Below are 24,400 nucleotides of genomic sequence, written 5' to 3' on the forward strand. Positions count from 1 at the left end.
CGTCCGCGCGCCCTCGGCCGCGTCGCCGTCACCGACGACGGCGACGATGCTCGCCAGCCCGGCGAGGCCCGTGACGGCGTCCTCGAGGTCGAGCCAGTCGTCGTCATCGAGGCCGGCCGCGCCCCCGGCCATGCGACCGAGGCGGCCATGACGCCGTCACGAGCCCACTGCTCGACAGCGTCGCGCGCGAGGGCGCCGTCAGCACCGAGGTGCAGGACGACGGCGTTCGCGACCGGTTTGGAGGGGCAGGCGATGCAGCGCTCGCGCTGATCGAGCGCCCAGATGACGTCGTCGCTCATGACGCACGCTCCGCATCGCGGCGGGCGTCGAGGCCGAACGGCGCCACACGCTGCATGTGACGTTCGTCCGGCGGGCCGAAGCCGGCCCGTTCGTACAGCCTGCGGGCACGCGGACGGGCGTTGAGCATCATTCGCGCGACGTCGTGCGCGTCGGCCCAGGCGTCGACGATCCGCAGCATCCGCTCGGCCAGGCCCTGGCCGCGCGCCGACGGCGTGACGAAGACGACCGCGATGTAGAGCGACGGCTGCGCCGGCCGAGCCAGCGCCGGGGGCCGGTGCACGAGCGACGTCTGCACCATGCCGAGAGCCGTCCCGTCAGCACTCGAGGCGAGCCACGTCGGCAGATCGTCGTAGTGCGCGAGCCAGTGATCGGCATACTCGGTGATGAAGCCGGAGCGGTTGCTCTCCCCCGCCTCGAGGTCCATCTGCAGACGCAGCGCCGCGCAGGCGAACGCGTCTTCGCGGCGCGCGCGGACGATCGTCGGTGTCATGGCAACAGTCAAGCACGGCATGAGGGTCGTCGCCCGTAGGCGCGTCGCGTCAGCACGGGGCCGCGACCGGAATGTGAGACAGCATTCCCGCCTGATGACACGACCCGGCCTAGAGTGGCCGCAGGTCACGAGCGCCAGCGTCAAACCCCGGTTTGCTGGCCGGCAACCCTCCCACCGCGGCGGGGTGCTCCGGGTGACGACCTGGCCCGGCGCCGAGCGCGTCCGGGCAAGCGCGGAGGGATTCCCCTTCGGGCACCACACGTACGGTGCGCCGCCCGTGCGTCCACGCACTCCTCAAGAGGGACATCATCATGAGCTCCGAGAACTGGGCCTTCGAGACCAAGCAGATCCACGTCGGCCAGAACGTCGACGGCGACACCGGCGCCCGGGCGCTGCCGATCTACCAGACGACGTCGTTCGTCTTCGACTCCGCCGAGACCGCGGCCAACCGCTTCGGCCTGTCGGATCTCGGCCCCATCTACACGCGCATCGGCAACCCGACGGCGCAGGCGGTCGAAGACCGCATCGCCGCGCTGGAGGGCGGCGTCGGCGCGTTGCTGCTCGCGTCGGGTCAGGCGGCGACGACGTTCGCCATCCTCAACGTCGCTCAGGCCGGCGACCACATCGTCGCCTCGTCCGCGCTGTACGGCGGCACGTACAACCTGCTGAAGTACACGCTCAAGCGACTCGGCGTCGAGACGACGTTCATCGACAACATCAACGATCTCGACGAGTGGCGCGGCGCCATCCGCGACAACACGAAGCTGCTGTTCGGCGAGACGCTGAGCAACCCCGACCAGAAGGTGCTCGACGTGCGCGGCCTCGCCGACATCGCGCATGACGCCGGGGTGCCGCTGTTCGTCGACAACACCGTCGCGACGCCGTACCTGCTGCGCCCGATCGAGCATGGCGCGGACGTCGTCATTCACTCCGCGACGAAGTACCTCGGGGGGCACGGGACGTCGATCGCCGGCGTGCTCGTCGACGCCGGGACGTTCGACTACGCCGCCGACCCGGCGAAGTTCCCGCAGTTCAACGAGCCGTCGGAGAGCTACCACGGTCTCGTGTTCGCCCGCGACCTCGGCGTCGGATCGCCGCTCGGCGCGAACCTCGCCTTCATCCTCAAGGCGCGCGTCGAACTGCTGCGCGACCTCGGCGCGGCCGTCTCCCCGTTCAACGCGTTCCTCATCGCGCAAGGCCTCGAGACGTTGTCGCTGCGTGTGGAGCGACACGTGGAGAACGCGAAGAAGGTCGTCGAGTTCCTGAAGTCGCAGCCGCAGGTCGAGAAGTTGTTCTACGCCTCCGACCCGTCGAGCCCCTACAAGGAACTCGCCGACCGCTACCTGCCCGCCGGCTCCGGCGCCGTGCTGTCGTTCGAGATCGCCGGCGGCGTCGAGGCGGGCAAGAAGTTCGTCGACGCTCTCGAACTGCACTCGCACGTCGCGAACATCGGTGACGTCCGTTCCCTCGCCATCCATCCTGCGTCGACGACGCACTCCCAGGGCAGCGACGAGGACCGCCGCGGCGCCGGCGTGACGCCCGGACTCGTGCGGTTGAGCGTCGGCATCGAGAACTCCGCCGACATCATCGCCGACCTCGAGAAGGGCTTCGCTGCAGCGAAGTGACCGTGCGCTGAGGTGGGTCCCCGCGACGGGTGACGCAACCGGGTTCCCTACCCCGAGCGTGGTCACCCGGCCGTGTCGAACGCCGGCCCTCGGGTGCACATGCCAACACACGAGCGCGCCCCCGAACCGCGAGGTTCGGGGGCGCGCGTCGTCGTCGAGGCAGACGGTCAGCCGGCCGTCGGGTCGGTGTTCTGACGTTCGGTGATGACGCGGGTGATCTCGGCGATCGCGTCGGCCACCGGCACGCCGTTCTTCTGCGACCCGTCGCGGAAACGGAACGAGACGGCGCCGTTGTCGCGGTCCTCTTCACCGGCGATCAGGATGAACGGCGCCTTCGACTTGGACGCGTTGCGGATCTTCTTCGGGAAGCGGTCGTCGCTCATGTCGACCTCGACACGCACGCCGGCTTCGCGCAGCTTCATCGCGACGTCCTGCAGGTAGTCGTAGTACTCCTCCGCGACGGGCACGGCGAGCACCTGAACCGGCGCGAGCCACGCCGGGAACGCGCCCGCGTAGTGCTCGACGAGCACGCCGAGGAAGCGTTCGATCGAGCCGAACTTCGCCGAGTGGACCATGACGGGCTGCTGACGCGAACCGTCCGCCGCCTGGTACTCGAGGCCGAAACGAGCGGGCTGGTTGAAGTCGTACTGGATCGTCGACATCTGCCAGGTACGGCCGATGGCGTCGCGCGCCTGCACGGAGATCTTTGGGCCGTAGAACGCGGCACCGCCCGGGTCCGGCACGAGCTCGAGGCCGGACTCGAGCGCGACGTCCGACAGCACCTTCGTCGCGATGTCCCACTGTTCGTCGGTGCCGATGAACTTGTCCTTCTTGTCGCCGTCGACGTCGCGCGTCGAGAGCTCGAGGTAGAAGTCGTTCATGCCGAAGTCGCGCAGTAGGCCGAGGATGAAGTCGAGCAGGTGCTTGATCTCCCCCGGCGCCTGTTCGGGCGTGACGTAGCTGTGCGAGTCGTCCTGGGTGATCATGCGCACGCGCGTCAGACCGGAGAGCACGCCCGACTTCTCGTCGCGGTACACCGTGCCGAACTCGAAGAAGCGCAGCGGCAGCTCACGGTAGGAGCGCCCACGCGAACGGAAGATCTCGTTGTGCATCGGGCAGTTCATCGCCTTGAGGCGGTAGTTCTGCCCGTCGACGTCGAGGGGCGGGAACATCCCGTCCGCGTAGTACGGCAGGTGACCCGAGGTGTAGAAGAGGTCTTCCTTCGCGATGTGCGGCGTGCCGACGTAGGAGAAGCCCTCCTCGATGTGACGGCGGCGGACGTAGTCCTCCATCTCACGCTTGATGATGCCGCCCTTGGGGTGGAACACGGGCAGGCCGGGGCCGATGTTCTCGGGGAAGCTGAACAGGTCGAGCTCGGCGCCGAGCTTGCGGTGGTCGCGCTTCTCGGCCTCGGCGAGGCGCTCGAGGTAGGCCTTCAGCTCGTCCTTCGTCGGCCACGCAGTGCCGTAGATGCGCTGCAGCTGCGGGTTCTTCTCGCTGCCGCGCCAGTACGCGGCGGCCGAACGCATGAGCTTGAACGCGTTGCCGAGCACCTTCGTCGACGGCACGTGCGGGCCGCGGCACAGGTCGCCCCAGGCGACGGTGCCGTCGCGGCGGACGTTGTCGTAGATCGTCAGCTCACCGCCACCGACCTCGGCCTCCGCGCCCTCGGCCGCATTCGCAGCGTTGCCCTTGAGGCCGATGAGCTCGCACTTGTAGGGCTCGTGCGCGAGTTCTTCGAGGCCCTCGGCGTCGGTGATGACGCGGCGGTTGAACGTCTGGCCCTCGTTGACGATCCTTTGCATCGCCTTCTCGAGCTTCTTGAGGTCGTCGGGCGTGAACGCCTCGGCGACGTCGAAGTCGTAGTAGAAACCGTCGGTGACGGGCGGGCCGATGCCGAGCTTCGCGCTCGGGTTGATCTGCTGCACCGCCTGCGCGAGCACGTGGGCCGCGGAGTGACGCAGGACGGCGAGGCCCTCCGGGTCCTGAGCGGTGACGGGCTCGACGGACGCGCCGTCCGGGATCTCGCGGAACAGGTCGCGCAGTTCACCGTCGATGCGCATGACGAGGACGGCCTTGTCGCCGCCGAACAGGTCCGTGCCCGTCGTGCCCTGCTCGACCTCGCGTGGTTCGCCGTTGACGGTCAGGGTGATGTTCTCGGACACGGCTGTGCTCCTTGTTCGTGACGTGCAGACTCGGCCGCACACGTACGAATGGCACGGCCCGTGCGGCCAAGGCTACCGGGTGCCCCCGACCACCCCACGCCGAGCCGCCGGCACCACCCAGGCGTGACGTTGGTCGCCCGCGGTGATGCGAGGCGGCCGTTGCTGAGGATCTCCTACGAATGTGGACGTAGATCGCCGATGTGGACGAAAATCGCAGGTGGGTCAGGGGCCCGTACTCATCTGCGATTTGCGTCCACATTCGCGATTCCTCTACACCTCGGCGAGCGGCGTCCACAGTCGCGAGGTTCGGCCGCCATTACCAACCTGGGTGACGGTCGTCGACGGCGCCGTGTCCAGCCGACGACCACATTGCCGTCCGGACGCGACGAGGCCGCCCACCATCCAGTGGGCGGCCTCCTCGATCGCGCCGAGCGTGCAACCTTCCTCGACCGATGCCGATGTCTTGGTCGATCGGCGCCGACGTCTCGGCAGGTCAGTCGGTGCCGAACTCCATCGCCGCTTCGTCGAGTGCGAGAGCGTCGGCGTCGACGTTCGGGTTCGACGCGATCTGCTGCGCGCCACCGGGCTCGAGCTGGCCGACGAGGTCGGTCTGCGCCTTGCCCAGCCCGCCGCGTGCGGCGTAGAACTCGAGCTTGCCACGCGTGTCGGCGATGTCGAGGTTGCGCATCGTCAGCTGCCCGATGCGGTCGACGGGGCCGAATGCGGCGTTCTCGGTGCGCTCCATGGACAGCTTGTCGGGGTGGTAGGAGAAGTTGTCGCCCTGGGTGTCGACGATCGAGTAATCCTCGCCGCGACGAAGGCGCAGCGTCACCTCACCCGTGACGGCGGACGCCACCCAACGCAGCAGACCCTCGCGGATCATGAGCGACTGCGGGTCGAACCAGCGTCCTTCGTACAGCAGCCGCCCGAGGCGCCGTCCGTCGTTGTGGTACGCGGCGATGGTGTCCTCGTTGTGGACGGCGTTGAGCAGCCGTTCGTAGGCGATGAACAGCAGCGCCATGCCGGGCGCCTCGTAGATGCCGCGCGACTTGGCCTCGATGATGCGGTTCTCGATCTGGTCGCTCATGCCGAGCCCATGGCGTCCGCCGACGGCGTTGGCCTCCTGGAACAGGGCGACGACGTCGCCGCCGAAGTCGTCACCGTTGATCGCGACGGGCAGCCCCGATTCGAAGCGGATGACGACGTCCTCGGTGTCGATCTTCACCGCGTCGTCCCAGTACGCGACACCCATGATCGGCTTGACGATCTCCATCGACTCGTCGAGGTGCTCGAGCGTCTTTGCCTCGTGCGTCGCGCCGAGGATGTTGGCGTCCGTCGAGTAGGCCTTCTCGGCCGAGTCGCGGTAGGGCAGATCGTGCGCCGTCAGCCATTCGGACATCTCCTGGCGCCCACCCAGTTCGCTGACGAAGTCGGCGTCGAGCCACGGCTTGTAGATGCGCAGGCCCGGGTTGGCGAGCAGACCGTAGCGGTAGAAACGCTCGATGTCATTGCCCTTGAACGTCGAGCCGTCGCCCCAGATCGACACACCGTCGGCCTGCATGGCGCGCACGAGCAGCGTGCCGGTGACGGCGCGACCCAGCGGCGTCGTGTTGAAGTACGTGCGCCCGCCGGAGCGGATGTGGAACGCGCCGCACGCAATGGCGGCGAGACCCTCCTCGACGAGCGCCTTCTTGCAGTCGACGAGACGCGACAGTTCGGCGCCGTACTGGCCGGCACGGCCCGGGATGCCTTCGATGTCGTCCTCGTCGTACTGGCCGAGGTCGGCGGTGTAGGTGCAGGGGACGGCGCCCTTGTCGCGCATCCAGGCGACGGCCACGGAGGTGTCGAGGCCACCGGAGAAGGCGATGCCGACGCGTTCGCCGACGGGCAGGGAAGTCAAGACCTTGGACATGCCTTCAGAATACCCCGACTGAGTAGTTATGCCAAAACAGTGCATAACTACTCAGTCGGCAGGCCTGGGGCGGCGAGACGACGCGCCGGCGCCCCGCAGCGCGAGCCTGGCACCCACGTGTGCACCGACCCGACTGCCCGACCTAGGCGCGCCATCGATCGCTCAGCCGCCGATGGCGCTCATCGGCCGCGGCGGCTGGAGGAATCCGGGTTCGTCGATGCCGTGGCCGGGTTGCTTGCCGGCGAGGCAGGCTCGGATGCGGGCGCGGACATCGGCGTCCGTGCCAGCGCTGCGCAGCACCGAGCGCACGTCGGTCTCGCCGCGCGCGAACAGGCACGAGCGCAGCTGGCCGTCGGAGGTGAGCCGCAGCCGGTCGCACGCGCCGCAGAACGGCATCGTCACGCTCGCAATGATGCCGACGCGGCCCGGGCCTCCGTCGACCTCGTACAGCTCGGCCGGGGCGGCGCCGCGTCCGGGCAGCGCGTCCAGTGAGTGCGTGCGACGCAGCAGGGCGAGCGTCTCGGCAGCCGTCACCATCTCGGCGCGGTTCCACACGTGCCCGCCGTCGAGCGGCATCTGTTCGATGAAACGCAGTTCGTGCCCCTCAGCGAGGGCCCAGTCGAGCAGTGCGGGCGCCTCGTCGTCGTTGACACCGCGCAGCAGCACCGTGTTGATCTTGATCGGCGCGAAACCGGCGCAGCGCGCCGCGTCGAGACCGGTCATGACGTCGTCGAGTCGATCCCGACGGGTCATGGTCGCGAAACGCGAGGGCGAGAGCGTGTCGAGGCTGACGTTGAGTCGCGCCAGGCCCGCGTCGCGCAACGGTTTCGCCAACTGCGCGAGCCGAACGGCGTTCGTCGTCATCGACAACTCGGGGCGCCCGCCCGGCCCCTCGAGTGCCGCCAGGCGTTCGACGAGGTCGACGATGTCGGGGCGCAGCAGCGGTTCGCCGCCCGTGAGGCGGATCTCGTCGATGCCGGCCTCGACGGCGATGCGAGCCACCGTGACGATCTCGTCGCTCGCCAACAACGTGTCGCGCGGCGCGAGCGGCACACCCTCGGCGGGCATGCAGTAGGTGCAACGCAGATTGCACTTGTCGGTCAGCGAGATGCGCAGGTCACGATGCACCCGCCCGAACGAGTCGACGAGCGGACCGTCATCCGAAACGCCTGCAGCGGTGGAGAGCTCGCCGCGCAGGGCACGGCGCACGCGGGGTGTCGGCAGGTCGATCATGACGGCAGCCCGGACCACACCGCGCTGCCGTCGCGCAGGTGTTGCTGCTTCCACAGCGGGACGTCGTGCTTGATGCGGTCGACCAGTTCGCCGCACACCGTGAACGCCAGGGCACGATGCGGCGAGCTGACGGCGGCGACGATGGCGCTCTCCCCCACCGCGACGCGTCCGATGCGGTGGCTGACGGCCACGCGTGTCTCACCGTACGGATCCAGCTGCGTGACGACGGCCTCCGCCACTTCGCGCAACGTCGCCGCGGCGCTCGGGTGCGCGGTGTAATCGAGCGCGACGACCTCGCCGTCAGCCTCCGGGTCGTGGTTGCGTACCGTCCCGACGAACGTCACGCACGCGCCCTGACGTGCGTCGTCGACGGCGCGCACGTGGGCGTCGACGTCGAGGGGCGAGTCGGTGACGGCGGCGAGCAGGACGGGCATGGGCGCTCCTTCCATCGGCGGCCCAGCGGTGTCCGCGGGACGCAAAAACGCGGAATCCGATGATTCCGCGTCCTGATGGTGGATGTAAAGGGACTCGAACCCCTGACCTCTCGCGTGTGAAGCGAACGCTCTAACCAACTGAGCTATACATCCGTGTGGTGCGCGGGAAACACTAGCCCACGGCGTCGATGAACACCAAACGGGCCGGTGCGTCAGCCGCTGAGCCCCGGCACGTCGTCGAGCCAGTTCTCGGCAAAGTCCGGCAACCATCCCGGCACCCCGGACACCGCGAACATCGCCCAGAAGATCGCGACAACGAGCGCGAACGTCGCGAGACCGGCCAGCGCCTGCGCCCACCAGCCCTTGCGTTCGAGCCAATCCCACCACGCTTGCACCTTCGCGCGTACCCAGCCGAGCAGCCGCTGCGCGCGCTCGAACTCGCTCGCCCAGATGCCGAGGCCGAGGAAGATGACGAGCCAACCCGGCCCCGGAAACGGCAGCAGCACGATGCCCACGATGACGACGATTGCGCCGAGCACACCGACGCCGATGCGGTACAGTCGCGCGCTCTTCGGGTTGGCGCGGATGCGTCGACGCCACTCCCAGTCGTGCTCCTCGCCCTGCCCGGGCTCTCGAGAATCGCGGGAATCAGCGTCGCGGGCGGAGGCCGTCGAGCTCATGACAACCAAGCCTAACGGGGGGCGCCTGAGCCGACCATTCCAACGCCGCGCGCGGGAGACTTCACGGCCGGGCGTGAACCGACGTCAACCCACATCAACCGCCACGACATCGCGCCGCCCCGTGTCGAGGGAACCCCACGCCGAGGCAGACCCGACGGGAACCCGCCGTCAGCCGAGCAGCTCACCCTGACGCTCGGCGAAGATCGCCGCGATGCGCGAGGTCATGGGTCCGGGGGTGCCCTCGTCGCACAGCGCCCGGTCGTTCATGGCGTGCACGCCCTGCACGTCGCGTGTCGAGGAGGTGACGAACGCCTCGTCGCATTCGTCGAGCACGTCGAAGCTCAGGTGTTCCTCGGCGATCTCGACGCCGGCCTCGCGCGCCCACTCGATCGTCAGCGCGCGCGTGATGCCGGCGAGCGGGCCGTCCTCGAGCGGCGGCGTGACGACGCGCTCACCGAGCACGACGAAGATGTTCGACCCGGTGCCCTCGCACAGGTTGCCGAGCGTGTTCGAGAAGATCGCCTCGCTCGCGCCGGCCTCCTTGGCCGCGGCGAGCGCGACGACGTTCTCCGCGTACGACGTCGTCTTCAACCCGGCGACGGCCGAGTTCTCATTGCGCGTCCAGCGCACCGTCGCGACCTTCGTCGTCGGCGCGGGTCGCGGCACGGCGCCCGCCGTCACGATGTACGTCTGCGGGGCGTCGCCGCGATCCGAACCAAGTGGGCCGACGCCGCCGGTCACGGTGTAGCGCAGGCGCCCGAAGTCGATGTGCTCACCCTCGAGCACGGCCTTGACGCCCTCGTCGATGCGGTCGCGATCGAGCTTCGGCAGGCCGAGGCCGGCGAGGCTGCGATCCATCCGATCATGATGACGCGACAACGCGAACACGCGGCCGCCGTCGATCTTGGCGGTCTCGAACACGCCGTCGCCGACGGTGATGCCGTGGTCGATCGGTGAGATGGCCGCGCCCTCGTCGACGCGGCGACCGTCGACCCAGATCCGGATGCTCATGGTGTCTCCTCCAGTGCCGCGCCCCGCGCGATGGCGAGCAGGCGATGTGCCTTCAGTTCGGTCTCATCCCATTCTGCCGTAGGCACCGAATCCCACGTGATCCCGGCGCCCACCCCGAAGTGGGTCGACGGAGACGATATCCCGTGCCCGTTCGCGGCCGCAGCCCCACCCCCGGCGGGTTTCTGCCAGAACGTACGGATGCCGACGGCCAGCTCCGCGGCGCCCCGATCGGCGTCGATCCACCCGATGGCGCCGCAGTACGGCCCGCGCGCCCCCACCTCGAGTGATTCGATGACGTCGAGAGCCCGCCGTTTCGGGGTGCCCGACACCGAGCCGGGCGGCCCCGTCGCGCTGAGCAGCCGCGCCCACGTCACGCCGTCACAGACCTCGCCCCACACCGTCGAGACGAGGTGGACGAGGCCGGGGTGCTGTTGCATCTCGAGCAGCGGATCGACGCGCACCGAGCCGGGCACACAGACACGTTGCAGGTCGTTGCGCACGAGGTCGGTGATCATGACGTTCTCCGTCACGTCCTTCGCGAGCATCGTCTCCGGACACGTCGACGTGCCCTTGATCGGCGCGGAACTGATGACGGCGCCCTCGCGCGCGAGGTACATCTCCGGCGAGGCGCTGACGATCTGCGGCAGGCCCGCGATGTCGATACGCGCGGCGTGACGCGCCGGGTTGTGGGCGAGCACGCCGCGAAACAGGACGTCGAGGTCGAGCGCGGCGTCCGTCGTCAGCGTCCGACAGAGGTTGACCTGGTACACGTCGCCTGCCGCGATGTGCTCGCGGATCCGTTCGACGCCGTCGCAGTAGGCGTCGCGCGACAGCGACGATCGCCATTCGACGTGACATTCCGCGGGCCTTGACGGCGGCTCGGCCAGGGCCGCACTCCCCCGCCACGGCTGCGTCGGGTGCCACACCACCGATCGCATGCGCGCGGCCAACAGCTCGCCCTCGAACGTCTGCACGACGACGTGGAAACCGTGCTCGAGATCGTCGGGATCCGACGTCACCGCCTCGACGTCCCACGCCGTGACGTCGCGAAAGAGCGCACGATCCGTGCTGGCGGCGAGAGCGTCGATCACGAGAGGCCACAGTAGTCCGGCCGCGTCCCGCGCAGGCGGATGCGCCGCAGCGGATGAGCCCGGCCACGTGGCGACCTACCGAGGACGCACGCCCTCTGCCCGGACGCGGGTCACGGTCACGGATTCGCGGCGAGGAAAACGTACGCGAACAGCAGCACGAGCAGGATCCACCCGGAGAACCGCGTCGCGCGGCCCTGGACGATCGTCAGGATGCCGACGACGAGGCTGAGCACGAGCAGCACGATGTGCATGCTGCCGAGGCCCAGTTCAAGCGGTGACGACAGGAACGGCGACAGCGCCGCGAGCGTCGGGATCGTCAGGCCGATGCTCGCCATCGCCGAGCCGTACGCGAGATTGAGGCTGTTCTGAACGCGTCCAGCGCGCGCGTACTTCGCGGCGGCGAGCGTCTCCGGCAGCAGCACGACGAGGGCGATGACGACGCCGACGAAGCTCTGCGGGAAGCCCGCGGCGTCGACGGCCTGTTCGATCGACGGCGACAGCACCTTCGCCAGACCGACGACGGCGACGAGCGCCACGACGAGCAGGCCCAGGCTGACGAGCGCGGCGCGCGTCGACGGGGCCGGGCCGTGGGCGTCCTCGTCGTCGAGCGGCTTGCCGGCGCGGTCGACGGGCACGAAGAAGTCGCGGTGACGCACCGTCTGGGTGAGGACGAACATCGCGTACACACCGATCGAGCTGATCGCGGCGAACGCGAGCTGCGACGGCGAGAACTCCGGCCCGCTGCGGGCCGAGGTGAACGTCGGCAGCACGAGGCACAGCCCCGCGACGGTGACGACGCCCGCCAGCGCGGCCGCCGACCCTTCCGGGTTGAAGCGTGCCAACCCGCGGCGCCCCGCGCCGAGGAAGATGCACAGACCGGCGATGCCGTTGATCGTGATCATGAGCGCCGCGAACACCGTGTCGCGCGCAAGCGTCTCGACGCCGTCCTTGCCGGAGGCCATGAGGGTGACGATGAGCCCCACCTCGATGACGGTGACGGCGACCGCGAGGACGATCGAACCGAGCGGCTCGCCCACCTTTGCGGCGATGACCTCGGCGTGGTGGACGGCGGCGAGAACAGCGCCGAACAACGCCGCGGTGACGAGGACGGCGACGACGCCCGGCAGGCTGCGTCCCCAGGTGGCCGCGAGGACGACGGCTCCGAGGATCGGAGCCCACGTCGTCCACTGGGCGATTCCTGGTCGGTGCGTGGCTTCGGCGCTCATGCGCTCCCCTTGGATCGTGCGGCGGTCACGGACGCTGCGTGCTCGGCCCCTGCCTGAGGGAGACGGTTCCTGCGAGAGCGAGCCTCGATCAGTCTTGGCCGAATGTGCATCAAGGCCTCCGGCGACACGCCGAAGGCCTTGATGTGATGGTGGGCGATACTGGGTTTGAACCAGTGACCTCTTCCGTGTCAAGGAAGCGCGCTACCGCTGCGCCAATCGCCCCAGATATGGGAATGGAGCGGACAACCGGGCTCGAACCGGCGACCTCAACCTTGGCAAGGTTGCGCTCTACCAACTGAGCTATGTCCGCCTGTTTCCTCGGGCTTTCCGCCCTCGGCAACGACGAGAACGTTACCCGGATCATCGCGCGTTCACCAAATCGGCATCGCCGAGTCGACGGGGATCGGCGGCCCGCCCACGCCGATCGACGAGTGCGCGATCGCGACGACGGATGTCGCTGGCTTCACGCCGACTGTGCCTCATCACGGCCGTGCGTACTCGACCTGGCTCATCGCGCCGCTGCTCGATCCGCAGCTGCATCCGTGGACCGTCGTACGCCTCGGCGTACTTCGTCTCCGGACGCCCAGCCGCGACGCTCCTGCGCACCACCGACGGCCTCTCGGGAGTGCTGCTCGTCGTCATCTCCGCGCTGTCCTACGCCCGCCTGCGCATCGTGTGGCGGGGGCTGCGCCTCGACCACGACGCCGCAGCGGCCGTCGGTCACGTCTCGACCCGCCGTCGCGAACGCGTCGCCGTGCGGACGTGGTGCGCCGCCACGATGCGGGCCGCATCGATTTGCCGGGCCGGGCCACCGCCGGGCGTCCGATTCGTCCTCGGCCTCCCCTGCTGAGCCGTTTCCCGGCGCGCTTCCCAGATGATCAGCGTGACGGGCCGCGCGACGCGCGTTCTCGACGCAGGCGACGGGCCCGCGCTCGCCTCTTCCCCCGGCATCGCGTCGTTCGTGTGGGACTGGGCGCCTGTCGCGCAATGCTTGTCGGCCACCCATCGCGTCATCGTCGTCGAACGTCCCGCCGACGAGCGACTTGGCACCGGGCACCTCGACGCCGAACGCCTTGATGTCGAGCACCCTGGAGCCGCCGCACGTCCTGATGCCGCACGTCCCGATGTCGAACGCGCGGACGCCGACCGGCCCGAGGCGACGGCCGGCGCGCCGACCATGCTCGAGGACGACGCAGCGCACCTGCTGAACGCGCTCGACGCGCTGGGCGTGCCGGGCCCTGTCACATTCGTCGGTCATTCATTCGGGGCTGTCGTGGCGGAAGCCGCGGCGCGCATGGCCCCGGAGCAGGCCGCGGCCCTCGTCCTGCTCGACGGGTCACTCGCCGAGGACGGCTCCGCCGAGCCCGAGACGCCTCGATCGGGCCGACGCGCACGACTCCTGGCGGCAGCCCTGTGAAGCCGCTCGGCCGTCGCTGCTTGGCGGGTCTGCGGCCCCACGATTCGCACGCTGGCGGTGCCCGCGCGTCGTTCACTCGCGCGATCGGTCCCCGGCCTGCGCGACGAGATGGCGTCGATCAGCGTGCTCGAGACCTGTCTTCACGAATTGTCGGCATATTCGTCCTGCGTTCGTCAGCTGCATGCGCTGCGCACGACGTCACCGCTGACGCCGCAGTTGCCGACGCTCGTCGTCGCCGCCAACGGGCGCCTGCAGCGACGCACGCCAACCCGTTGGGTGCGCGCCGTGCTGCGCCAGGCGCGCGAAATCGCCGCCGATGCAGACGTGCGGAAGGCCGTCCTCGAGCGATCCGGCCATTTCGTCATGCTCGACCGCCCTCAGCGCATGGCCGACCTCATCCTCACGCTCGGATCCCGCTGACGGCGGCGCACCGCGACGCTCCGGCGGCCTCGCACTCTGCGTCCGCTCGATCAGGCGCCGGGCTCGTCGACGATGCCGTCGTCGAAACCCGCCGCGTCGCGACCGTCCGTGAAGTGCAGCGCAGCCTCTTCAGCGCTCGAGGCGCCACCCGCGAAACCGTCGTCCTCGGCGACGAGTTCGGATTCGCGATCCTCCGCCAGGCCCTCGTCGGGGGCGACGACGCGGCCGACGCGCGTGTCGTCGAACTCGTCGTCAGGTGACGGAACGCCGTCGGGGTTGCCGTACGCCGAGTCGGGGTCGACGTCGGGCACCTCCTCCTCGAGGCGCTCGTCGAGGGTCTCGTGCTCGTTCTCCCAGCGCTCGACGTTCGGCTCGCGCTCCGGCGTCGTGAACCCCTGGTCGAGCATGTTCTCGTACGCCTCGCCCGTGACGTCGTCGGCGGCCTGGGCCTGATCCGCGTAGCCGTCCATGGGGCCGAGGTCGAAGTTCGATTCATTCGTCATGACGCCATCATGCGCAGATGAGACGCACCAAGGAAAGCCGGCCGGCCCGCTGCACGTCGGTCGACGGCCGCCGCCCGCCTGCGCCGCTCGACATTGCCCCACAACGCGTCATCCATGACGCGTTTCCGGGCGATGGCCGCCGGGCCCCGCACCCACGGCGTCCCCCGCACACCGGCCCGGGATCTCTCGCCCAGCCGGCAGCTGGCAGCCGGCAGCGGAACAGCACGATGCTCCCGACGGCCGGGCCGTGGGAGCATCGTGGCTGTGTTCTGTTCTGGTGGGCGATACTGGGTTTGAACCAGTGACCTCTTCCGTGTCAAGGAAGCGCGCTACCGCTGCGCCAATCGCCCGAGGTGGAGACGGGATTTGAACCCGTGTAGACGGCTTTGCAGGCCGTTGCCTCGCCTCTCGGCCACTCCACCGAACACGGTTCGCACCGTGCGTGTCCAAGAAGACACAGAGCGGACAACCGGGCTCGAACCGGCGACCTCAACCTTGGCAAGGTTGCGCTCTACCAACTGAGCTATGTCCGCCTGCTACTGCGCTGTCGCGCTGCAACGAGAGGAAACACTAACCGATGCTCACGTTCACGCGCAACGTGGGCGGCGCGGATGCCGCGTCACGCGCTGCGACGCTGCGCCATGTCGTCGGGGCGAGCAGACTCGGCGGCGGCTTCGCCCTGCGTCACCACGCCACCGTCGGGCCGCGCCCCACGATCCACCACGGCAGCTCGCTCGCCGTACGGGCGCCCATGCCTGGCGCCGGCCGACGTCTCGTTCTCCTGGTCGTACGGGGCGTCGTCGCCCGCCCGTGAACGCACCTTGGCCACCTGTTCCTCGATGAGCCCACGCGTCCGCGCACGCACTCCGACGGGCGCGGCGGCGACCGGCCACAGCCGCGCGACGGCACTGTTGAGCGCGGCACCGATGAGCACGGCGATCGACAACGAGTACAGCCAGATCAGCGCGATGATCGCTGCCGCGAGCGGGCCGTAGATCGAGATGCCGCCGACGGACGCCGACAACCAACTGCGCAGGAACAGCGAGATGATGACCCAGGCGATGAGGGTGAATCCGGCGCCGGGCAGGTCGCGCACCCATGGCGTGCGCACAGGTGTCGCGATGTAGTAGAGCGTCGCGAACCCGACGATCGTGATGGCGCCGACGACGGGCCAGTACAGCGTCAGCAGGAACAGCAGACCGGGCGGCAGCATGCGTCCGAGCAGATCCGGGCCGATGACGATGAGTGGCAGCACGGCGCCGATGAACAGCAGCGAGACGAAGTACAACGTCACCGACAGCGCACGGGCGCGCACGATGCCGCGCACGCCGCCCTGGCCGTACATGATCGAGATGGTGTCGACGATGACGTTGATCATCCGCGAACCGGACCACAGCGACAGCAGGAAGCCGATGGAGACGACGTCGGGGCGTCCGCCCTCGAGCGCGTCGTGCAGCGTCGGCATGACGACGTTCTGCAGCGCCTCCCCCGACAGGATCCCCTCGAGGTAGCGCTCGATCGAGCGGACGATGTCGTCCACGGTACGTCCGCCGAGGGCGCCGCCGACGTAGCCCATGACGCCGAGCAGGCCGTAGACGAGCGGCGGGAAGGACAGCAACGCGAAGAAACCCGCCTCGGAGGCGAGGCCGGTGACGCGGTAGCGCATGCACTGACGCAGCGTCTCGAGCACGAGGCGGCACACGGCGTAGAGGCCGGGCACGCGGCGCGCCACGCGGCGGGCGCGGGTACGCAGCATCGACGGTTGATCCTGCTCCGCCTGCTCGCTCACCCGAGCACGTTAGCGGCGTTCGTCGCGGAAGGCGGGGAGGCTCGCCGCAGCCGTGTCCACGCCCGAACCGGCGTGCGACGAGCGCGTCCTACTTCATGGTTAGGTAGACGCCATGGATATCTGGCCGGGCAAGCCCTACCCCCTCGGTGCCACGTTCGACGGCACCGGCGTCAACTTCGCAATCTTCTCGGAAGCGGCCGAGAAGGTCTTCCTCTGCTTGGTCGACGACGACATGGTCGAGACGCGCATCGAGCTGACGGAGGTCGACGGCCACGTCTGGCATGGTTACGTGCCGAGCGTGCAGCCCGGTCAGCGGTACGGCTACCGCGTCGAGGGCCCGTACGACCCCGAGAACGGGCAGCGTTGCAACGTCAACAAGCTGTTGCTCGACCCGTACGCGAAGGCGATCGAGGGTCAGATCGACGGCGACGAGTCTTTGTTCAGCTACTACTTCCTCGAGCAGGACAAGCGCAACGACGACGACTCGCTCGCTCACACGATGCTGAGCGTCGTCATCAACCCCTACTTCGACTGGGGTCACGACCACCCGCCGCAGCACGAGTACCACCAGAGCGTCATCTACGAGGCGCACGTCAAGGGTCTGACGATGACGCACCCGGACGTGCCGGAGGAGATCCGTGGCACGTACGCCGCGATCGGTCACCCCGCGATCGTGCAGCACCTCGTCGACCTCGGCGTGACGGCGATCGAGCTCATGCCGGTGCACCAGTTCGTTCAGGACACGACGCTCGTCGAGAAGGGCCTGACGAACTACTGGGGTTACAACACGATCGGCTTCCTCGCGCCGCACAACGCGTACTCGGCGAGTGGTGAACGCGGTCAGCAGGTCACCGAGTTCAAGGCGATGGTCAAGGCGCTGCATGAGGCGGGCATCGAGGTCATCCTCGACGTCGTCTACAACCACACCGCCGAGGGCAACGAGAACGGCCCGACGCTGAGCTTCCGCGGCCTCGACAACGAGAACTACTACCGCCTCGTCGACGACAACAAGGCGCACTACTTCGACACGACGGGCACGGGCAACTCGTTGCTCATGCGCAGCCCGCACGTGCTGCAGCTCATCATGGATTCGCTGCGGTACTGGGTCAACGAGATGCACGTCGACGGTTTCCGCTTCGACCTCGCTGCGACGCTCGCGCGTCAGTTCCACGAGGTCGACCGGTTGAGCGCCTTCTTCGACATCATCCAGCAGGATCCGGTGATCAGCCAGGTCAAGCTCATTGCCGAGCCCTGGGACGTCGGTGACGGCGGCTACCAGGTCGGCAACTTCCCGCCGCTGTGGACGGAGTGGAACGGCAAGTACCGCGACACCGTGCGCGACTACTGGCGTGGTGAGCCGGGTTCGCTCGGCGAGTTCGCCTCCCGTCTCACTGGTTCGAGCGACCTGTACGCGCACTCGGGGCGTCGACCGATCGCGTCGATCAACTTCGTCACCGCGCACGACGGCTTCACGATGCGCGACCTCGTCAGCTACAACGAGAAGCACAACGACGCCAACGGCGAGGGCAACAACGACGGCGAATCGCACAACCGCAGCTGGAACTGCGGCGTCGAGGGCGAGACCGATGACGCGAGCGTGCTCGCGCTGCGGGATCGTCAGATTCGCAACCACCTCGCGACGCTCATGCTGAGCCAAGGCGTGCCGATGCTGCTGCACGGTGACGAGCTGGGACGCACGCAGGGCGGCAACAACAACACGTACTGCCAGGACAACGAGATCTCCTGGATCGACTGGGATCTCGACGACCGTCGCCGTTCGTTGCTGGAGTTCACGCAGCAGCTCATCGCGTTGCGTCGTACGCACCCGGCGTTCCAGCGTCGACGCTTCTTCGCCGGCGACGCCGAGCACGGTGGGCGCAGCGACTGGGGCGACATCGTCTGGTTCGGCGCGAACGGTGAGGAGATGCAGGACGGCGACTGGGCCTCCGGAGCTGGCACGATCATGGTCTACCTCAACGGTGACGCGATCCACGCGCAGGATGCGAAGGGCCAGTCGGTCGTCGACGACCACTTCCTGCTGCTGTTCAACCCCGGCCACGAGGAGACGCACTTCGTCATCCCCGAGGTCGTCAAGAAGGGTTCGGAGTGGAGTTTCGCCATCTCCAGCCTGCCCGAGGACGCCGAAGCAGGCGTCGAACTGAGCGGCGGCGACACCGTCAAGCTGCCCCCGCGCACCCTCGCGGTGCTGCAGGCGCCACGCACAGAGAGCTGACGAACGCATGACGAGGGGCTGACCGGTTCGATCGAACCGGTCAGCCCCTCGTCATGTTCGTCTTCTCGTGCCTGGCGCGCCGCCGGCCGTGCTCGTACGGACCCGGCCCGCGGCGTGGACGTCAGAGCTTCTCGAGGCGAGCGCGCTGCTCGGGGACGTCGAACGTCGCCTCCGGCCACTCGAGGGCGAGGGCGCGCAGGTGCTCGAGGACGAGCTGCTGCACAGCAAGACGCGCATACCACTTGTTGTCGGCCGGGACGACGAACCACGGCGCGACGTCCGTCGACGTCTTCTCCAGCAGCGCCTGGTAGGCCTCCTGGTACTCACTCCAGTAGGAGCGTTCGACGAGGTCGCCCGGGTTGAACTTGTAGAACTTCTCCGGGTCCTCGAGACGCTCGGCAAGGCGCGCCTTCTGCTCGTCGGCGGAGATGTGGAGCATCACCTTGATGATCGTCGTGCCATTCGCGACGACCGACTCCTCGAACGCGTTGATCTGGCCGTAGCGACGCATCCACACCGGTCGCGAGACGAGGTCGTGGACACGCACGACGAGGACGTCCTCGTACTGGCTACGGTCGAACACCCCGACATAACCGGGCTTGGGCAGCGCATTGCGGATGCGCCACAGGAACGGATGCGCTTGCTCTTCCTTCGTCGGCGTCTTGAAGGCCGTCAGCTCGACGCCCTGTGGGTCCATCGTGCCGACGACGTGACGCATGATGCCGCCCTTGCCGGAGGTGTCCATGCCCTGCACGAGCAGCAGGACGCTGCGCCCGCCGGGGTGACGCTCGCTCGCGTAGAGCCGCTCCTGCAGGTCAGCGAGCTCGTCGCCCGTCTTGCGCATGACCTTCTCGGCCTTCTTGGGCCCGCCGTCGAACGCGGGCGTCGACGACGCGTCCAGGTCGGCGAGGACGAATCCCTCACCGACGCGCAGCGCCGAGGCGAAGTCGCTCTTGACGGCCTTGAACTTCTTCGTCCCCTTGCGCGTCGCCTTGTCACGGCCGACGTTGGCGGTGACCTCCTCGGCCTGCTTTAGACGAGCCACCTTGGCGGGCGCAAGGTGAGCCGTGCTCGTCGACGTGCCGACATTCCTCGCCTCGGACGTGGCGTCGGACGCCGACTTCTTCGCCTTCTTCTCGCCCTTCGCCGTCGACGCCCTCGTCTCGGCGGTCTTCGACGTGGCCGCCGTCTTGGCCGCGCTCGCCTCGGACTTCTTCGTCGCCTCGGACTTCTTCTTCGCGTCGGACTTCGCCGTCGTGTCAGCCGACTTCTTGCTCGAGGACGACTTCTTCGACGCCTTGCCAGCCGACTTCTTCTTCGGCTGCGCGTCAGACGTTGTGGTCTTCGTGGACGCTCCCCCGACGGCCGTAGTCTTGGCGGACGTCTTCGACGACGTACCCGCCTCCTTCGCCGACTTGGTCGTGTCGCTCTTGGTGGCGGCCTTCGACGACGAGGAGGCGCTCTTCGCTGCCTTCTCGGGCGCCTCGGGCGACTCGCTCTTGGCCTTCTTGGACATACCAGTCATCGTGGCAGACCCGACCGGCGTTGTCATGCACTTCGCTTCCGCACGGACAAGCGATTCGGCGAGATCACGGTGATCCGTTGGGGCGCAACGCTTTCGAAGGACGCCGATTCAACGCTCGTCGGCGACAGAGCGACCACCACCCGCTCGTTCCGCAGCGATCAGGCGTACGAACGGCCCTCAGCGAGCGAGGAACTCGCGGACGTATCGCTCCCAACGGGCCGGGTCGGTGTTCCACTCGCGCACATGTCGGGCCTGCTCCCAGCGCTGCCAGGTGACGATGTCAGGGCGCAGTCGTGCGAGCTCCGCGCTCGGTCCGTAGGGCACGAACTCGTCGTCGACGGAGTGGATGACGAGCATCGGCTTCGTCAGCTCGTCGGCGCGCGCGACCCAGTTCGTCAGCGTGACGTCGATCGCCTGCGCGAGCCCCGTCATCCGCCGGCTCGATCGGTTGCCGCCCAACAGACGTGCCGCGAGGTCGGCGACGCGCGGGTGCAGCCGATTGGCCCGCGCATGGTGAGCCATGACGTCGGCCCAGTCGAGCACCGGCCCGTCGAGGACGACGCGACGCACCGCCCCCGCGTGGCCGCTGCGCGCGAGTACCTGCATGACGATCGCGCCGCCCATCGACCAGCCGAGCAGGTCGATGCTGCGCGCGCCCTCCCGCAGCGCGAACTCGAGGGCGAGATCGACGTCTTCCCACTCGGTGAGTCCGAGGGCGTACTTGCCGTCGCTGCTGGCGGGCCCGTCGGAGTCGTTGCGGTAGCTCGGGATGATGCACGAGATGCCGAGGTCGGTGAGCACCGGGACGGCGCGCAACGTCTCCCCGCGACGGGCGCCGCGGCCGTGGACGAGAACCGCCCAGCGGGTGCCGTCGCCGGCGCGCGTCACCCATGCCGGCGCGCGGCCGTTGACGGTGGGAAGCGCGAGTTCTTCGGTTCGGATGCCGTACGCGTCCTGGGGCGAACCGTCGACGTACCAGCCGCTCCAGCGGGCGGGGCCCGGGAGGAGCTCGCCGCGCGTGACGGCGTCGACGGCCCGGATGACGCCGCCCGCGTCGGTGTGACCGAGGATCTCGCCGATGCGAGCGTGGCCGCGTTCGTCGTCCCAGTACAGCCCGTAGCGGCCGGGCGAGAGGGATTCGACGCTCGACGCGAAGACTGCGCTCGTGGCCACCCCGTCGAGGCCGTGACGGACGGTCAGGACGTCCGCGTCGTTCGGTTTTTCCTTCTCAGGTGTGACGAGCTTGCGCGCGAAGACCGCCGCGATGGTGACGGACGCCGCGCTCGTCGTCGCGGCGAGCGCCGCGCCCGTTCCGAGACCGAGCACGACGGACTGGCGGCTACTGAGACGCTTCACTCTTCAATTGTTTCATCGCGGCGGCCTCACGCCGTCGGGCGCCCCGTTCGTTCATCGGTGATCGAGGGTGTTCGTCGCGCCGACCTCCCCGCTGTCGGGACGCTTCTGGTTTCGGCGACCGCTCGTTCGTTCACTCGTGGCCGGGGTGTGCCGCTGCGCGCGTTCCGGTCGTGATGGTCATGAGTGACGCCTCATCTCGGATCGGAGCAGCGCCGAAGCACGGGCCGCGGCGACACGGATGGGGCGACAATGGGTGGCATGAGCTTGCCCATCACACTGCCCGTCCAACCGATGCTCGCGAAGGCCGTCACGAGCGTGCCGGAGGGTGACGAGTTCACCTACGAACCGAAGTGGGACGGTTTCCGCTGCATCGTCGCGCGGGACGGCGACGACGTCGAGTTGCACTCGCGCGGCTCGAAGTTGCTGACGCGCTACTTCCCGGAACTCGTCGAGGCGCTGAAGTTGGCGCTGCCCGAGCGTGTCGTCCTCGACGGTGAGATCGTGCTGCGTCAGGGCTCGCCCGGGCATGAGCGGCTCAGTTGGGACGCGCTCAGCGCACGCATCCACCCCGCCGCGTCGCGCATCGAGAAGTTGGCCGCAGAGACGCCGGCGCAGTTCGTCGCGTTCGATCTGCTCGCCGAGGGCGACGACGACGTCATGGGCGAGCCGTTCGAGAAACGTCGCGCACGTCTGGAGGCGCTGTTCGCGCAGTGGCCGACGAGCGATTCGGTCTACCTGACGCGCACGACGCGCGACGCCGACGAGGCACGTCGCTGGTTCGAGCAGTTCGAGGGCGCGGGGCTCGACGGCGTCGTCGCGAAGCGTCGCTCCGACGTCTACGAGCCGGGCAAGCGCACGATGCTCAAGATCAAGCACAAGCGCACGGCCGAAGCCGTCGTCGTCGGTTATCGCGTGCACAAGAGCGGCGATGGCGTCGGATCGCTGCTGCTCGCGCTCGCCGACGCGGACGGCAAGTTGCACAACGTCGGGGGCGTCAGCGCGTTCACGGCGGCGCGACGGCGCGAACTCGTCGACGAACTCGACCCGCTCGTCGTGCGCGACGCCGACGGCAACGCCGCGCACGGTGAGACGGATCGCTCACGCTTCAGCAGCTCGAAGGACGTCTCGTTCGTGCCCCTTCGCCCCGAACGCGTCGTCGAGGTCGCGTTCGATCAGTTGGAGGGCAACCGCTTCCGTCATGCCGTGACGTTCCTGCGCTGGCGCCCCGACCGCGAGCCGACTTCCTGCACTCTCGAGCAGGTTGAACGCGCCCCCGACTATGACCTCGGAGAGGTGCTGCGACGCGGCTGACCCGCCGCGCCTGGTTCGCTGTCACGCCCGTTCGTCGTCACGCCCAGCGCCCCGGCATCCCCGTCGTCATCGCTCCCCCGTCGTCCCTACTCCCCTGACGACGACCGTTCTGCGATTCCTGTCCCCCTTCGCGAATCCCGTTTCCTTTCGCGCTTTGCGTCCACAGCGCGTCAGCTCGCCAGGGCGATGTTCTCGTCGACGACGGGCTTGTCGGCCTTCTTGCCGAAGCGCTGCTGCGCCGCCTGCTTGCTGATGCCGAGGCTCTCGCCGATCTGGGCCCACGAGTCGCCCTTGGCGCGACGCTCGGCGACGACCCACTTGATCGTGTCGGACATGAGGTTGTTGAGCATGGCGAGCCCCTCGAGCTCGTCCTTGGTGAACAGGTGCGTCTGCACCCGGAAGCCCTCCATGATGCGCGCGGCCGCCTCTTCGACGGACTTCTCGGAGATTCCGCGCAGTTCCTGGGGCAGGGGCTTACTGATCTTGGGCATGCCCTGAGGCTAGGTCGCGCAGCAGGACGTGTCAATTAGAGTTGACTGGGTCACAGAGCCGCACCCCATCGAATACTCCACGCACCCCTACGGCTGTCGCCCATCACATCGCGCGACCGCGAGCAACCTCGCCGCTGGGCTCGACGTGGCAACGCACGCGTCGCACGACTACGTCGCTCGCGGCGCCTCCCAGATGACGTGTTCGACGGGTCGCGATCGTGCTGGCGGTCGCTGAGCTACAGCCCCACGCGCTCCGCCACCCGCGCTGACGCCGGGTTGTTCGTCGCCATGACGGCGACGAGCGGCGCGTCAGGCCCCTGGCGCAGCGCCCATTCGACGACGGCGCTGGCGGCCTGGGCCGCGTAACCCGGGCCCCAGTGGTCGGAGTCGAAGCGGTAGTAGAGGTTGAGCACGGGCTCGCCACCGAGGTCACGCAGCTCTACGCCTCAGAAACCGACGACCTCGCCCGTGTCGTCGACGACGGCTGCGTACCCAAACCCGTGCTGACGCCAGTGCGCGCGCCACGACGCGATGAGGTCGACGGCCTCGGAGGCCGCCTTCATGCGCCCCGACGGCAGATGGGCATACGTCCGCGGATCCCCGTGGATGCGCCAGCACGCGTCGACGTCGGCGTCCGAGGGCTCGCGCGGCACGCGTCGACGTCGGCGTCCGACGGCTCGCGCAGCACGAGCCGCTCGGGCTCGAGCCACGGCGTCACGGCGCGTCTTTCTTGGCGCGGCTCGGCTGCACGCGCGGCGGCTCACCGGGCATTTTCGGGTAATCGGGCGGAAACGGCAGCTCGGGCAGGCCGCGTTCGACGTCGGCGTCCCACAGCGCGATGGCCGCGTCGACGTCACCGACATGGTCGTTCATCGACTCCCCCGACGCGTCGCGCGGCCAAGATGGTCGTCCTCGACGTCGACCACCCCGACATCGAGGAGTTCATCGAGACGAAGGCGCGCGAGGAGGACAAGATCCGCGCGCTGCGTGACGCCGGGTTCGACATGGACCTCGGTGGCCGCGACATCGTCTCCGTGCAGTACCAGAACGCCAACAACTCGGTTCGTGTGAACGACGAGTTCATGCAGGCGGTCGTCGACGGCGGCAGCTTCGGTCTGCGCGCCCGCGACACCGGTGAGGTCATCGAGACCGTCGATGCGCGTGAGCTGTCGACAAGATCAACGAACG

General features: G+C 68.7%; 23 protein-coding genes, 6 tRNA genes, 1 pseudogene and 1 riboswitch. Of the genes and pseudogenes, 7 read left to right on the plus strand and 23 right to left on the minus strand.

Features of this window, described 5'->3' with window-relative positions; translation table 11 throughout:
* Nucleotides 1–295: 295 nt before the first annotated feature.
* Nucleotides 296–790 carry a GNAT family N-acetyltransferase gene (locus HMPREF0321_RS14705; protein WP_006944541.1) on the minus strand — a complete coding sequence of 165 codons (495 nt, stop codon included), beginning with the start codon at nt 788–790 and terminating at the stop codon, nt 296–298.
* Nucleotides 791–913: 123 nt separating this feature from the next.
* Nucleotides 914–1,029, plus strand: a riboswitch (SAM riboswitch).
* Nucleotides 1,030–1,101: 72 nt separating this feature from the next.
* Between HMPREF0321_RS14705 and HMPREF0321_RS04530 the strand changes: the two genes are divergently transcribed.
* Nucleotides 1,102–2,415 (plus strand): bifunctional o-acetylhomoserine/o-acetylserine sulfhydrylase, encoded by a 1,314-nt coding sequence (locus tag HMPREF0321_RS04530; RefSeq protein ID WP_006944529.1) that lies wholly within the window; start codon nt 1,102–1,104, stop codon nt 2,413–2,415.
* 167 nt (nt 2,416–2,582) lie between these two features.
* On the opposite strand, the gene thrS is transcribed toward HMPREF0321_RS04530, so the two are convergent.
* The 11 genes from thrS to HMPREF0321_RS04585 form a co-directional block, all read right to left on the minus strand.
* Nucleotides 2,583–4,580, minus strand: a complete 1,998-nt coding sequence (gene thrS / locus HMPREF0321_RS04535) for a threonine--tRNA ligase (protein WP_006944552.1) — start codon at nt 4,578–4,580, stop codon at nt 2,583–2,585.
* Nucleotides 4,581–5,073: 493 nt separating this feature from the next.
* Complete coding sequence (argG, locus tag HMPREF0321_RS04540) at nt 5,074–6,492, minus strand: argininosuccinate synthase (protein ID WP_006944507.1); 1,419 nt, start codon at nt 6,490–6,492, stop codon at nt 5,074–5,076.
* A gap of 162 nt (nt 6,493–6,654) precedes the next feature.
* On the minus strand, nt 6,655–7,725 hold the full coding sequence (gene moaA / locus HMPREF0321_RS04545; RefSeq protein WP_083803195.1) for a GTP 3',8-cyclase MoaA: 1,071 nt from the start codon (nt 7,723–7,725) through the stop codon (nt 6,655–6,657).
* The gene (locus HMPREF0321_RS04550; protein WP_006944537.1) at nt 7,722–8,159 is read right to left on the minus strand and encodes a molybdenum cofactor biosynthesis protein MoaE; all 438 of its coding nucleotides are present in this window, start codon (nt 8,157–8,159) and stop codon (nt 7,722–7,724) included. The genes moaA and HMPREF0321_RS04550 overlap by 4 nt, the downstream gene beginning before the upstream one ends.
* A 76-nt stretch (nt 8,160–8,235) precedes the next feature.
* Nucleotides 8,236–8,312, minus strand: a tRNA-Val gene (locus HMPREF0321_RS04555).
* A gap of 59 nt (nt 8,313–8,371) precedes the next feature.
* Entirely contained in the window at nt 8,372–8,839 is a 468-nt protein-coding gene (locus HMPREF0321_RS04560; RefSeq protein WP_006944519.1) for a TIGR02611 family protein, read from the minus strand.
* 168 nt (nt 8,840–9,007) lie between these two features.
* Nucleotides 9,008–9,850 carry an aminotransferase class IV gene (locus tag HMPREF0321_RS04565; RefSeq protein ID WP_006944510.1) on the minus strand — a complete coding sequence of 281 codons (843 nt, stop codon included), beginning with the start codon at nt 9,848–9,850 and terminating at the stop codon, nt 9,008–9,010.
* Nucleotides 9,847–10,941, minus strand: coding sequence for an anthranilate synthase component I family protein (locus tag HMPREF0321_RS04570; RefSeq protein ID WP_006944506.1), 1,095 nt, complete (start codon nt 10,939–10,941; stop codon nt 9,847–9,849). Before HMPREF0321_RS04570 ends, HMPREF0321_RS04565 begins: the two co-directional genes overlap by 4 nt.
* A gap of 116 nt (nt 10,942–11,057) precedes the next feature.
* Complete coding sequence (locus HMPREF0321_RS04575; protein ID WP_006944517.1) at nt 11,058–12,167, minus strand: calcium:proton antiporter; 1,110 nt, start codon at nt 12,165–12,167, stop codon at nt 11,058–11,060.
* 147 nt (nt 12,168–12,314) lie between these two features.
* A tRNA-Val gene (locus tag HMPREF0321_RS04580) sits at nt 12,315–12,389 on the minus strand.
* A 12-nt stretch (nt 12,390–12,401) separates the two neighbouring features.
* Nucleotides 12,402–12,477 (minus strand) — tRNA-Gly (locus HMPREF0321_RS04585).
* A 180-nt stretch (nt 12,478–12,657) separates the two neighbouring features.
* Here HMPREF0321_RS04585 and HMPREF0321_RS04590 point away from each other — a divergent pair.
* Genes HMPREF0321_RS04590 through HMPREF0321_RS14715 form a run of 3 tightly spaced genes read left to right on the plus strand, consistent with a single transcriptional unit; the run spans nt 12,658 to nt 14,004 of the window.
* Complete coding sequence (locus HMPREF0321_RS04590; protein WP_136788300.1) at nt 12,658–13,017, plus strand: hypothetical protein; 360 nt, start codon at nt 12,658–12,660, stop codon at nt 13,015–13,017.
* Nucleotides 13,018–13,041: 24 nt separating this feature from the next.
* Nucleotides 13,042–13,584 (plus strand): alpha/beta fold hydrolase, encoded by a 543-nt coding sequence (locus HMPREF0321_RS14710; RefSeq protein WP_050786474.1) that lies wholly within the window; start codon nt 13,042–13,044, stop codon nt 13,582–13,584.
* A 57-nt stretch (nt 13,585–13,641) separates the two neighbouring features.
* Nucleotides 13,642–14,004, plus strand: a complete 363-nt coding sequence (locus HMPREF0321_RS14715) for a hypothetical protein (RefSeq protein ID WP_006944512.1) — start codon at nt 13,642–13,644, stop codon at nt 14,002–14,004.
* Between the two features lie 50 nt (nt 14,005–14,054).
* Here the strand turns inward: HMPREF0321_RS14715 and HMPREF0321_RS04600 are convergent, their stop codons facing one another.
* From HMPREF0321_RS04600 to HMPREF0321_RS04620, 5 genes are all read right to left on the minus strand, one after another.
* Complete coding sequence (locus HMPREF0321_RS04600; protein ID WP_006944525.1) at nt 14,055–14,507, minus strand: DUF5709 domain-containing protein; 453 nt, start codon at nt 14,505–14,507, stop codon at nt 14,055–14,057.
* Between the two features lie 275 nt (nt 14,508–14,782).
* A tRNA-Val gene (locus HMPREF0321_RS04605) sits at nt 14,783–14,857 on the minus strand.
* Nucleotide 14,858: 1 nt separating this feature from the next.
* Nucleotides 14,859–14,929 (minus strand) — tRNA-Cys (locus tag HMPREF0321_RS04610).
* Between the two features lie 38 nt (nt 14,930–14,967).
* Nucleotides 14,968–15,040: transfer RNA gene (locus HMPREF0321_RS04615), tRNA-Gly, on the minus strand.
* 86 nt (nt 15,041–15,126) lie between these two features.
* Nucleotides 15,127–16,296, minus strand: coding sequence for a YihY/virulence factor BrkB family protein (locus HMPREF0321_RS04620; RefSeq protein ID WP_006944521.1), 1,170 nt, complete (start codon nt 16,294–16,296; stop codon nt 15,127–15,129).
* A gap of 112 nt (nt 16,297–16,408) precedes the next feature.
* Here HMPREF0321_RS04620 and glgX point away from each other — a divergent pair, with 112 nt between their 5' ends.
* On the plus strand, nt 16,409–18,529 hold the full coding sequence (glgX, locus tag HMPREF0321_RS04625; protein ID WP_006944508.1) for a glycogen debranching protein GlgX: 2,121 nt from the start codon (nt 16,409–16,411) through the stop codon (nt 18,527–18,529).
* 121 nt (nt 18,530–18,650) lie between these two features.
* Here the strand turns inward: glgX and HMPREF0321_RS04630 are convergent, their stop codons facing one another.
* On the minus strand, nt 18,651–20,045 hold the full coding sequence (locus HMPREF0321_RS04630) for a PPK2 family polyphosphate kinase (protein ID WP_006944505.1): 1,395 nt from the start codon (nt 20,043–20,045) through the stop codon (nt 18,651–18,653).
* A gap of 186 nt (nt 20,046–20,231) precedes the next feature.
* Nucleotides 20,232–21,410: an alpha/beta hydrolase gene (locus HMPREF0321_RS04635; RefSeq protein ID WP_006944527.1), complete on the minus strand. Its 1,179-nt coding sequence runs from the start codon at nt 21,408–21,410 to the stop codon at nt 20,232–20,234.
* 258 nt (nt 21,411–21,668) lie between these two features.
* Here HMPREF0321_RS04635 and HMPREF0321_RS04640 point away from each other — a divergent pair, with 258 nt between their 5' ends.
* Complete coding sequence (locus HMPREF0321_RS04640; RefSeq protein WP_040014482.1) at nt 21,669–22,721, plus strand: ATP-dependent DNA ligase; 1,053 nt, start codon at nt 21,669–21,671, stop codon at nt 22,719–22,721.
* Nucleotides 22,722–22,891: 170 nt separating this feature from the next.
* Here HMPREF0321_RS04640 and HMPREF0321_RS04645 read toward each other — a convergent pair whose 3' ends face one another.
* From HMPREF0321_RS04645 to HMPREF0321_RS16395, 4 genes are all read right to left on the minus strand, one after another.
* Nucleotides 22,892–23,212 carry a hypothetical protein gene (locus tag HMPREF0321_RS04645; protein ID WP_006944533.1) on the minus strand — a complete coding sequence of 107 codons (321 nt, stop codon included), beginning with the start codon at nt 23,210–23,212 and terminating at the stop codon, nt 22,892–22,894.
* Between the two features lie 236 nt (nt 23,213–23,448).
* A complete protein-coding gene (locus HMPREF0321_RS15380; protein ID WP_082740644.1) occupies nt 23,449–23,649 on the minus strand; it encodes a GNAT family N-acetyltransferase in 201 nt (66 codons plus the stop codon).
* Between the two features lie 9 nt (nt 23,650–23,658).
* Nucleotides 23,659–23,865, minus strand: a complete 207-nt coding sequence (locus HMPREF0321_RS16390) for a GNAT family N-acetyltransferase (RefSeq protein WP_082740642.1) — start codon at nt 23,863–23,865, stop codon at nt 23,659–23,661.
* A 61-nt stretch (nt 23,866–23,926) separates the two neighbouring features.
* Nucleotides 23,927–24,085: a hypothetical protein gene (locus tag HMPREF0321_RS16395; RefSeq protein ID WP_006944504.1), complete on the minus strand. Its 159-nt coding sequence runs from the start codon at nt 24,083–24,085 to the stop codon at nt 23,927–23,929.
* A gap of 11 nt (nt 24,086–24,096) precedes the next feature.
* Here HMPREF0321_RS16395 and HMPREF0321_RS04655 point away from each other — a divergent pair.
* Nucleotides 24,097–24,400 (plus strand): annotated as a pseudogene (locus tag HMPREF0321_RS04655) (hypothetical protein); the annotation flags it as partial.

Source organism: Dermacoccus sp. Ellin185 (assembly GCF_000152185.1).
GTDB lineage: Bacteria > Actinomycetota > Actinomycetes > Actinomycetales > Dermatophilaceae > Dermacoccus > Dermacoccus nishinomiyaensis.

Bases quoted from the DNA above. Each gene is read 5' to 3' on its own strand.
- HMPREF0321_RS04640 (WP_040014482.1), top strand. From the start codon at position 21,669: ATGAGCTTGCCCATCACACTGCCCGTCCAACCGATGCTCGCGAAGGCC.
- HMPREF0321_RS04575 (WP_006944517.1), bottom strand. From the start codon at position 12,167: ATGAGCGCCGAAGCCACGCACCGACCAGGAATCGCCCAGTGGACGACG.
- HMPREF0321_RS04530 (WP_006944529.1), top strand. From the start codon at position 1,102: ATGAGCTCCGAGAACTGGGCCTTCGAGACCAAGCAGATCCACGTCGGC.
- HMPREF0321_RS04565 (WP_006944510.1), bottom strand. From the start codon at position 9,850: ATGAGCATCCGGATCTGGGTCGACGGTCGCCGCGTCGACGAGGGCGCG.
- moaA (WP_083803195.1), bottom strand. From the start codon at position 7,725: ATGATCGACCTGCCGACACCCCGCGTGCGCCGTGCCCTGCGCGGCGAG.
- HMPREF0321_RS04550 (WP_006944537.1), bottom strand. From the start codon at position 8,159: ATGCCCGTCCTGCTCGCCGCCGTCACCGACTCGCCCCTCGACGTCGAC.
- argG (WP_006944507.1), bottom strand. From the start codon at position 6,492: ATGTCCAAGGTCTTGACTTCCCTGCCCGTCGGCGAACGCGTCGGCATC.
- HMPREF0321_RS04560 (WP_006944519.1), bottom strand. From the start codon at position 8,839: ATGAGCTCGACGGCCTCCGCCCGCGACGCTGATTCCCGCGATTCTCGA.
- HMPREF0321_RS14710 (WP_050786474.1), top strand. From the start codon at position 13,042: ATGATCAGCGTGACGGGCCGCGCGACGCGCGTTCTCGACGCAGGCGAC.
- HMPREF0321_RS04600 (WP_006944525.1), bottom strand. From the start codon at position 14,507: ATGACGAATGAATCGAACTTCGACCTCGGCCCCATGGACGGCTACGCG.
- HMPREF0321_RS04645 (WP_006944533.1), bottom strand. From the start codon at position 23,212: ATGCCCAAGATCAGTAAGCCCCTGCCCCAGGAACTGCGCGGAATCTCC.
- HMPREF0321_RS16395 (WP_006944504.1), bottom strand. From the start codon at position 24,085: ATGAACGACCATGTCGGTGACGTCGACGCGGCCATCGCGCTGTGGGAC.
- HMPREF0321_RS14705 (WP_006944541.1), bottom strand. From the start codon at position 790: ATGACACCGACGATCGTCCGCGCGCGCCGCGAAGACGCGTTCGCCTGC.
- HMPREF0321_RS04630 (WP_006944505.1), bottom strand. From the start codon at position 20,045: ATGTCCAAGAAGGCCAAGAGCGAGTCGCCCGAGGCGCCCGAGAAGGCA.
- glgX (WP_006944508.1), top strand. From the start codon at position 16,409: ATGGATATCTGGCCGGGCAAGCCCTACCCCCTCGGTGCCACGTTCGAC.